The 8352-nt window shown below is 71.6% G+C and carries 8 protein-coding genes, 2 pseudogenes and 1 riboswitch; of the genes and pseudogenes, 7 read left to right on the forward strand and 3 right to left on the reverse strand.

Annotated elements, in window-relative coordinates; translation table 11 throughout:
* Positions 1–111: pseudogene (locus RIN80_RS24820) on the reverse strand (HNH endonuclease); the annotation flags it as partial.
* Between the two features lie 149 nt (positions 112–260).
* Positions 261–728 (reverse strand): thioredoxin-dependent thiol peroxidase, encoded by a 468-nt coding sequence (gene bcp / locus RIN80_RS24825; RefSeq protein ID WP_309097875.1) that lies wholly within the window; start codon positions 726–728, stop codon positions 261–263.
* A 94-nt stretch (positions 729–822) separates the two neighbouring features.
* On the opposite strand from bcp, the gene RIN80_RS24830 reads away from it, so the two are divergent.
* From RIN80_RS24830 to RIN80_RS24840, 3 genes are all read left to right on the forward strand, one after another.
* On the forward strand, positions 823–1152 hold the full coding sequence (locus RIN80_RS24830; RefSeq protein WP_309097876.1) for a DUF3618 domain-containing protein: 330 nt from the start codon (positions 823–825) through the stop codon (positions 1150–1152).
* A gap of 44 nt (positions 1153–1196) precedes the next feature.
* Complete coding sequence (locus RIN80_RS24835) at positions 1197–1553, forward strand: co-chaperone GroES (RefSeq protein WP_094052261.1); 357 nt, start codon at positions 1197–1199, stop codon at positions 1551–1553.
* 60 nt (positions 1554–1613) lie between these two features.
* Positions 1614–1684: riboswitch (guanidine-III (ykkC-III) riboswitch) on the forward strand.
* A 34-nt stretch (positions 1685–1718) separates the two neighbouring features.
* Positions 1719–2039: a multidrug efflux SMR transporter gene (locus RIN80_RS24840; protein WP_309097877.1), complete on the forward strand. Its 321-nt coding sequence runs from the start codon at positions 1719–1721 to the stop codon at positions 2037–2039.
* Between the two features lies 1 nt (position 2040).
* On the opposite strand, the gene RIN80_RS24845 is transcribed toward RIN80_RS24840, so the two are convergent.
* Positions 2041–4437, reverse strand: a complete 2397-nt coding sequence (locus tag RIN80_RS24845; protein WP_309097878.1) for a transglycosylase domain-containing protein — start codon at positions 4435–4437, stop codon at positions 2041–2043.
* Positions 4438–4931: 494 nt separating this feature from the next.
* Here RIN80_RS24845 and RIN80_RS24850 point away from each other — a divergent pair, with 494 nt between their 5' ends.
* The 4 genes and pseudogenes from RIN80_RS24850 to RIN80_RS24865 all read left to right on the forward strand — a co-directional run.
* Positions 4932–5732 carry an ABC-2 family transporter protein gene (locus tag RIN80_RS24850; RefSeq protein WP_309097881.1) on the forward strand — a complete coding sequence of 267 codons (801 nt, stop codon included), beginning with the start codon at positions 4932–4934 and terminating at the stop codon, positions 5730–5732.
* Positions 5725–6546, forward strand: a complete 822-nt coding sequence (locus tag RIN80_RS24855) for an ABC transporter permease (protein WP_309097879.1) — start codon at positions 5725–5727, stop codon at positions 6544–6546. Before RIN80_RS24850 ends, RIN80_RS24855 begins: the two co-directional genes overlap by 8 nt.
* Before the next feature lies 1 nt (position 6547).
* Positions 6548–7525 (forward strand): ABC transporter ATP-binding protein, encoded by a 978-nt coding sequence (locus RIN80_RS24860; RefSeq protein WP_309097880.1) that lies wholly within the window; start codon positions 6548–6550, stop codon positions 7523–7525.
* Between the two features lie 33 nt (positions 7526–7558).
* Positions 7559–8245 (forward strand): annotated as a pseudogene (locus tag RIN80_RS24865) (DUF1707 domain-containing protein); the annotation flags it as partial.
* Between the last annotated feature and the right edge of the window lie 107 nt (positions 8246–8352).

An 8352-nucleotide genomic window follows, 5' to 3' on the forward strand; every position in this document is an offset into this window, starting at 1 on the left:
CCGCGTCGAACTCCCCGGATCAACCCCCAGCCTCCCCAACGCCTCCGACAGCGTCCGCGCCCCCCGGGCCGCCTCTTCCAGCCGCTCCCTGGTGTACGCACTCGCCCCCATCGAGCCCCTCCCGCTCACTCCGTCCTCGACCACGCGTTCGCGATCTCGTACGGAGTAACGAACCGACTATCGGACGGTCACGCCCGAAAAGCGGAGCGGCTCGTACCGGAGTGCGCCGGTGCGAGCCGCTCTCGCAAGGGGCTGGGATCTCAGATGCCCAGGTCCTTGATGATCTTGGCGACGTGGCCCGTGGCCTTGACGTTGTACAGGGCCCGTTCGACCCTGCCCTCCTCGTCCACGATCACCGTGGAGCGGATGACGCCGACGACCGTCTTGCCGTACAGCTTCTTCTCGCCGAAGGCGCCGTAGGACTCCAGGACCTTCTTGTCCGGGTCCGCGAGCAGGGTGATCTTCAGGGACTCCTTGTCGCGGAACTTCGCGAGCTTCTCCGGCTTGTCGGGGGAGATGCCGATGACGTCGTAGCCGGCGCCCGCCAGCAGCTGGAGGTTGTCCGTGAAGTCGCAGGCCTGCTTCGTGCAGCCCGGCGTGAGGGCGGCCGGGTAGAAGTACACGATGACCTTGCGGCCCTTGTGGTCCGCCAGGGACACCTCGGTTCCGTCGGCGTCGGGCAGGGTGAAGGCGGGGGCCACGTCCCCCGGCTGGAGTCGCTCGCTCATCCGGCCAGCCTAACCGGGGGTCGACGCGATGCGACGAGCCGTGGAGCTGACAGACTGTCCGGCACAGGCTCACACCGACTTCGGAGGCGACACGGTGGCGGACACGGCGGACACCAGGACCCCGGCGCAGATCGAGGCGGACATCAGGCGCCGCCGCGCGACCCTGGCCGAGACCCTCGACGAGATCGGGGTGCGGGTGCACCCGAAGACGATCGTCGGGGATGCCAAGGCCAAGGTCGCGTCCAACATCGACCACACCCTGGGGCGGGCCTACGTGGGGGTCAACAAGGCCGTCACGGATGTGCGCGCGCGCTTCGTGGACGAGGACGGGGCGCCCCGGCTGGAGCGGGTCGTGCCCGTCGCGCTCGTCGTGGTGGGCGTGGTCGGGCTGCTCGCGGTGAGCACGCGGCGCCGCAAGGGCTGACCCGACTGCGGACGTTCCCCGGGAAGACAGGTAGGTTTCAGGGCGTGAGCGCCAACAGAAACGAGCACAGCACCCATCCCGACAAGCTGCCCATCCGGATGCTGCACGACCGCGTACTCGTGCGGCAGGACACCAGCGAGGGCGAGCGGCGTTCCGGCGGCGGCATCCTGATCCCCGCCACGGCGGCGGTCGGCCGGCGGCTGGCCTGGGCCGAGGTCGTCGCGGTGGGGCAGAACGTGCGGACCGTGGAGCCGGGCGACCGGGTTCTTTTCGACCCGGAGGACCGTGCCGAGGTGGAGGTGCGGGGCATCGCGTACGTGCTCATGCGCGAGCGCGACCTGCACGCCGTGGCCGCGGACCGGTTCGAGGGTTCGGAGGACTCGACGGGCCTGTACCTGTAGGTCCGCGGAGCAGCGGGAAAGGGGCCGGTGGCGCTCGTCACCGGCCCCTTCGGCGTGCCGTCCGGCTTTGCTACGTTGGAGGGACCCCGACGAGACGCGCCGTACCGGGATCAAGGCAAAGACGACGCACCGACACCGTCAGCCCGTTTCCCGGAGGTGCCCGTCATGGCCTGGGTTCTGCTCGTCGTCGCCGGTCTGCTCGAGGTGGGGTGGTCCGTGGGCATGAAGTACACCGACGGCTTCACGCGCCCGATCCCGAGTGTGCTCACCGGCGCCGGCATCGTCGCCAGCATGCTGCTGCTGTCGCAGGCCGCGAGGACTCTGCCCATCGGTACCGCCTACGGCGTGTGGGTGGGGATCGGCGCGGCCGGGGCGGCGGTGTTCGGCATGGCGGTGCTGGGGGAGCCGGCGACCGCCGCCCGGATCTTCTTCGTGTGCCTGCTGCTGGTCGCCGTGGTGGGGCTGAAGGCGACCAGCGGTCACTGAGTCATTCGCGGCGCGCGCCCTGCGGGACCACGCCCCAGCCGGGGCCGGTGGTGCCGCCGGTGGCGCCACCGTCGGTCGTCCCGCCGTCGCCGCCTGTGCCGCCGTCGGCCTCGCCGCCGTCACCGCCGGTGGCGCCGCCGTCGGTGGTGCCGCCGTCCGCCGTGCCGCCGCCGGTGGGGGACTCGCCGCCCGTGCCGCCGTCGGTGGTGCCGCCGTCGGTCTGGCCCTGGTTCTGTCCCTGGGGCGCGCTCGGGGTCTGGCTGGGCGTCTCGGTGCCGTCGTCCTGGCCGCCGGTGGAGGAGCCGCCGTCGGTGGCGCCGGTGGTGGGGTCGGCCGGGGCCTCGGTGCCGGGGGCCTGGGAGACGTCGGCGCCGGGCTGGAGCCTGAGGTCGAAGTTCTTGACCGGCTTGTCCTTGAGGGCGTCGCGGGTGAACTGGGCCCAGATCTCGGCGGGCGGGCCGCCGCCGTTGATGCGGGGCAGGCCGAGGGCGCCGTAGAGCGGCTTCTGGTCGGCGGTGACGGGGTCCTGGCCCATGACGGAGACGACCACGGCGAGGTCGGGCGTGTAGCCGGCGAACCAGGCGGCCTTGTCCTTCTCGGCGGTGCCGGTCTTGCCGGCGACGGGGCGGCCGGCGGCCTGGGCGGCGGCGGCCGTGCCGTTCTGCACGACGCTCTGCAGGACCTTGGTGGTGGTGTCGGCGGCCTCGCGGCTGACGGCCTGCCGGGTGCGCCTCTCGGGCAGGTCGATCGGGGTGCCTTCCTTGGTGACCTTCTCGACCATGGTGTAGGCGCCGTGGCGGCCGTGGTTGGCGAGCGTGGCGTAGGCCTCGGCCATGTCGAGGACGCTGGCGGTGGCCGTGCCGAGCGCGATGGCGGGGCCGTCGGCGAGGTCGGGGGTGGCTTCGGGGATGCCGAGGTCGATGGCGGTCTGCTTGACCTTCTGCGGGCCGACGTCGGCGGCCATCTGCGCGTAGACCGAGTTCACGGACTTGTCGGTGGCCTCGGTGACGGTGATGTCGCCGTAGGAGACCTGGTCCTCGTTCTCGGGGGCGTACGGGTCGCCGGCCCAGCCCTGGACGGGGCGCTGGTTGGTGCCGTCGTAGATCGTGTTCGGGGTGATGACGCGGCCGTCCTGCGTCTCGCTGTGGTTCTCGACGGCCGCGGTGAAGACGAAGGGCTTGAAGGTGGAGCCGACCTGGAAGTCCCTGCGGGTGGCGTTGGGGGTGTACTGCTTGACGTAGTCGATGCCGTTGTACATCGCCACGACCTTGCCGGTCTTCGGGTCGACGGCGGCGCCGCCCGCGCGGACGTAGCGGTCGACCTTGTTGCCCTTCTTGTCGAGCTTGTCCATCAGCTTGTCGTTGACGGCCTTCACGAAGGCGTCCTGCTTGGGCTTCTGCAGGGTGGTGGTGATGCGGTAGCCGCCGGCGTCGAGCCTGGCCTCGTCGACGATCTTGTTCTGGACGAGGTAGTCCCTCACGATCCGGACGATGTAGCCGCGCTGCCCGGACATGCCGGTGGAGAGGGTGGACTCCTTCGGCATGGGGAACTTCATGCCGGCCCGCTCCGACTCGCTGAGCCAGCCCTTCTTGACCATGCCGTCCAGCACGTAGTTCCAGCGGGACTCGGCGGCCTCGCGGTTCTCCGGGTGGGCGACGACGTCGTACTGGCTGGGCGCGTTGACCAGCGCGGCGAGGTAGGCGGCGCGGCCGGCGTCGAGGTCCTTGGCGTCCATGCCGTAGTAGGCCTGGGAGGCGGCCTGGATGCCGTAGGCGTTGCGGCCGAAGAAGCTGGTGTTGAGGTAGCCCTCCAGGATGTGGTCCTTGCTCACCTCGCGGTCCAGCTTGATCGCGATGAAGAACTCCTTGGCCTTGCGCGTGACGGTCTGCTCCTGGCGCAGGTAGTAGTTCTTCACGTACTGCTGCGTGATCGTGGAGCCGGACTGCTTGCCCTTGCCGAGGGCGGTGTTCCAGGCGGCGCGGACCATGGCCTTGGGGTCGACGGCGGACTCGGTGTAGAAGTCGCGGTCCTCGGCGGCCAGGATGGCGTGCTGGGCGTCCTTGGAGATCTGCGCGAGGGTGACGTTCTCGCGGTTGACCTCGCCGTCGCGGGCGATCACGGAGCCGTCGGCGTACAGGTACACGTTGGCCTGCTTGGTGGCGAGCGCGTTGGCCGGCGGGATCTTCACCAGCGAGTAGCCCACGAAGAAGCCGCCGACGAGCAGCAGGGCGGCGACGAGGAACGCGCCCAGCGTCAGGCGCCAGGTCGGGATGATCCGGCGCCAGCCCGTCCGCTTCGGTTTCGCGGCCGCTCCGGGCGTGCCGGAGTCGCCGTCCGGTTGCGGCTCTCCCGGTGCCCAGCCCTGGTTCGGCTGCTGCGGCTGAGGCTCGTCACTCATGTCGTGCACGGACTCCTGTTTCGCGTCGTACGTCGTTCCCGTACGTCTCTGCTCGCTCTTGCGCCCCTGTGATGAAGACTGTCCCATCCGGCGATCAGTTCCCTGATCGAGGGCCGTGTCGTGAGCCGTGGGGCGAGGCGGGCGGCGCGCGGACGAACGCCCGGGCGGGCCGTGGGCGGACCGCACCCTGGACCGCCCGTGCGCGTCGGGATCCTTCTCGCGCGAGATCCGCCCCACGAGGGACGCATCCCCGAGGGTGATCCGACCGCATGCGCGTCGGCCCGGTGCTCCGCCCCGGCCGGCACCGCCGTCACGCCGCTCGCCCTGGCCACGGGCGCCTCGGCCCACGCGGACGCAACGGATCGTACCGTCAATGCCGGTGCCGGCTCGCCCCGCGGCGTCCCCGTCCGCGCGTGGTTATTCCGTGGCAGGCCCCTCCCCGCGGGCACTAGGCTCCTGCGCTTCGGTGCCGGTCGGCGAGGAGGGCGGTGGAGGTGGGCGCTGGGCGGTTGTACGCGGCCGTCGCGGCGGGGGGCTTCCGGCGGTACGCGACCTATCGGGCGGCCACGGCGGCCGGGGTGTTCACCAACACGGTCTTCGGCGTCATCCTCGTCTCCACGTATCTCGCGCTGTGGGACGAGAGGCCGCACCTCGGCGGGTACGACCAGACGCAGGCCGTGACCTACGTGTGGCTGGGGCAGTGCCTCTACGCGACCCTCGCCATCCAGGGCGGCGGCGCGGAGAGGGACCTGATGGAGCGCATCCGCACCGGCGAGATCGCGGTCGACCTGTACCGGCCCGTCGATCTGCAGCTGTGGTGGATGGCCGGGGACCTGGGGCGGGCGCTGTTCCAGATGCTGGGGCGGGGCGTGATCCCCTTCCTGTTCGGCGCGGCGTTCTTCCCGATGGCGCTGCCGACGGACGTCGTCCCGTGGGCGGCGTTCGTGGTGACGCTGCTGCTGGCGGCGGTGGTCAGCTTCGCGATCCGCTACCTGGCGGCGCTGAGCGTGTTCTGGCTGATGGACGGCATGGGCGTCAACCAGGCCCTGATGGTCACGGGGATCTTCTTCTCGGGCATGGTGCTGCCGCTGAACGCCTTCCCGGGCGTCTTCGGCGAGGTCGTGCGGGTGCTGCCGTGGGCGGCGCAGATCCAGATGCCGGCCGACGTGCTGATGGGGGAGGCGGATCCGCTGCGGGCGTTGGTGTTCCAGGCGGCGTGGGCGGTGGCGCTGCTGGCGGCGGGGCGGCTGGTGCAGTCGGCGGCGACCCGGCGGGTGGTGGTGCAGGGTGGGTGAGCGTGGTGCCCTGCGCGAGGGGATGCGGGCCTACCGGCTGATCGCCGGGATGTGGGTGCGCTCCGGCATGGCCTACCGCACCTCCTTCGTCGTCACGGTGATCGGCAACCTGACGGTGACCGGCCTGGACTTCGTGGCGATCCTGCTGATGTTCTCGCAGGTGGACTCGCTGGGCGGCTGGTCGCTGCCGGAGGTGGCCCTGCTGTACGGGCTGTCGGTGACGGCGTTCGGGCTCGCCGACCTGCTGCTCGGCTCGACGGAGACCGTGGGCTCCCGGATGCGGGACGGCTCCTTCGACACGCTGCTGGTGCGGCCCGCGCCGGTGCTCGCCCAGGTCGGCGCGGACCGTTTCGCGCTGCGCAGGCTCGGCCGGGTCACCCAGGGGGCGGTGGTGCTGGGCTGGGCGCTGGTGTCGGTGGACGTCGAGTGGACCGCGGCGAAGGTGCTGCTGGTGCCGGTGATGGTGGTCAGCGGCGCGGCGATCTTCTCGGCGGTGTTCGTGGCGGGCGCGGCCTTCCAGATCTTCGCGCAGGACGCCGCCGAGGTGCAGAACGCGTTCACCTACGGCGGGACGACGCTGCTGCAGTATCCGCCCGGCGTGTTCGGCAGGGACCTGGTGCGCGCGGTGACCTTCATGGTGCCGCTCGCCTTCGTCAACTGGGTGCCGGCGGCCCACGTGCTGGGCAGGCCGTACCCGATCGGCCTGCCCGGGTGGACGGCGTACGCCTCGCCGCTGGTCGCCCTGGCGTGCGGTGTCCTTGCGGGGCTGGCGTGGCGGGCGGGGCTTCGCTCGTACCGGAGTACAGGGAGTTGAGTTGACCGGTTCGGACAGCGGGTTCATCGAGCTCGACGGGGTCGAGAAGGTCTTCGAGGTGCGCCGGAAGACCGGTTTCCTGAAGCGGGAGCGGCGGCAGGTGCGGGCGGTCGACTCGATCTCGTTCCGGGTGGAGAGCGGTGAGATGGTCGGTTACATCGGCCCCAACGGCGCCGGCAAGTCCACCACGATCAAGATGCTGACCGGCATCCTCACGCCCAGCGCCGGGCGGGTGCGGGTGGCGGGCATCGACCCCTCCCGGGACCGCATCCGTCTCGCGCACCGCATCGGGGTGGTGTTCGGGCAGCGTACGACGCTGTGGTGGGACCTGCCGCTGGTCGACTCCTACCGGCTGACGCACCGCATGTACCGGATCCCGGACGCCCGTTACCGCGAGAACCTCGACCGGCTGGTCGAACTCCTCGGCCTGGCCGACCTGCTGGAGGTGCCGGTGCGGCAGCTCTCGCTCGGGCAGCGGATGCGCGGGGACATCGCGGCGGCGCTGCTGCACGACCCTGAGGTGCTGTACCTGGACGAGCCGACCATCGGGCTGGACGTCGTCTCCAAGGCGAAGGTGCGCCGGTTCCTGCGCGAGTTGAACGCCGAGCGCGGCACGACGGTGCTGCTGACCACGCACGACCTGCAGGACATCGAGCAGTTGTGCAGGCGGGTGATGGTCATCGACCGCGGGCGGCTGATGTACGACGGGCCGCTCACCGGGCTGCACGAGGCCGGGGACAGCGAGCGGACCCTGGTGGTGGACCTGGAGCGGGAACTGCCGCCCATCGAGGCGCCTGCGCCCGCGCGGGTCGTCCGGGTGGACGGGCCGCGGCAGTGGCTGGTGTTCCCGGCGGCCGAGTCGGCGGCGCCGCTGGTGGCGCGGATCGCGGCGCGGTACCCGCTGGTCGACCTGTCGGTGCGGGAGCCGGACATCGAGGCGGTCATCGCGAAGATGTACGCGGAGCGCGCGACCACGTAGTGCGCGGCAGGGGCGACTCGTAGGCTGCTGGGTATGACCGACGACGCAGTCCCGGACCTCCGCGCCTCCGACGCCGACCGTGAGCAGGTCGCCGACGTCCTGCGGGACGCCCTCGCGGAGGGCCGGCTCGACATGGCGGAGTTCGAGGAGCGCCTGGACGCGACGTACCGGGCCCGGACGTACGGGGAACTGGCCCCGATCACCCGGGACCTGCCCGTCCCCGGCGTCACGGCCCCGGTGGTGTCGCTGAACAAGGAGCCCGCCGCCGGGCCGGGCTGGTCCGGGCGGATCGTCGGCGGCGAGGGCTCCTCGACGTGGGCCGTCGCCGTGATGTCCGGCTTCCAGCGCAAGGGACGCTGGACGATGCCCCGGCGGTTCACCTGCTTCGCCTTCTGGGGCGGCGGGGAGATCGACCTGCGCGAGGCGGACTTCACCGAGCGCGAGGTCGAGATCAACGCGATCGCGATCATGGGCGGGGTGGAGGTCGTCGTCCCGCCCGGTGTCGAGGTCGTCGTCCGCGGCATCGGCGTCATGGGCGGCTTCGACCACCGCGAGGAGGGCGTGCCGGGCGAACCCGGGGCCCCGCGCGTGATCGTGACCGGCTTCGCCTTCTGGGGCGGCGTCGGGGTCCAGCGCAAGCTCACCCGCGCGGAGAAACTCCGCATCCGCGAGGCCCGGCGCCAGGAGAAACTGGACCGCGGAACGGAACGCCGGGAACTGGACTGAGCCAGGTGCCGCCGGGGCCAGCCCCGGCGCGTGCAGCGGTCGAACGCCGAGCCGGCCGAGGACGCCTGCCGCCCGGCCGGTCCGAGGCCGCCTGTGCCCGG

Origin of the sequence: Streptomyces sp. (assembly GCF_031181705.1) — a bacterium.
Taxonomy (GTDB): Bacteria; Actinomycetota; Actinomycetes; order Streptomycetales; family Streptomycetaceae; genus Streptomyces.

Coding starts and splice junctions, on each gene's coding strand:
- bcp (WP_309097875.1), bottom strand. CDS start 728: ATGAGCGAGCGACTCCAGCCGGGGGACGTGGCCCCCGCCTTCACCCTG.
- RIN80_RS24840 (WP_309097877.1), top strand. CDS start 1,719: ATGGCCTGGGTTCTGCTCGTCGTCGCCGGTCTGCTCGAGGTGGGGTGG.
- RIN80_RS24845 (WP_309097878.1), bottom strand. CDS start 4,437: ATGAGTGACGAGCCTCAGCCGCAGCAGCCGAACCAGGGCTGGGCACCG.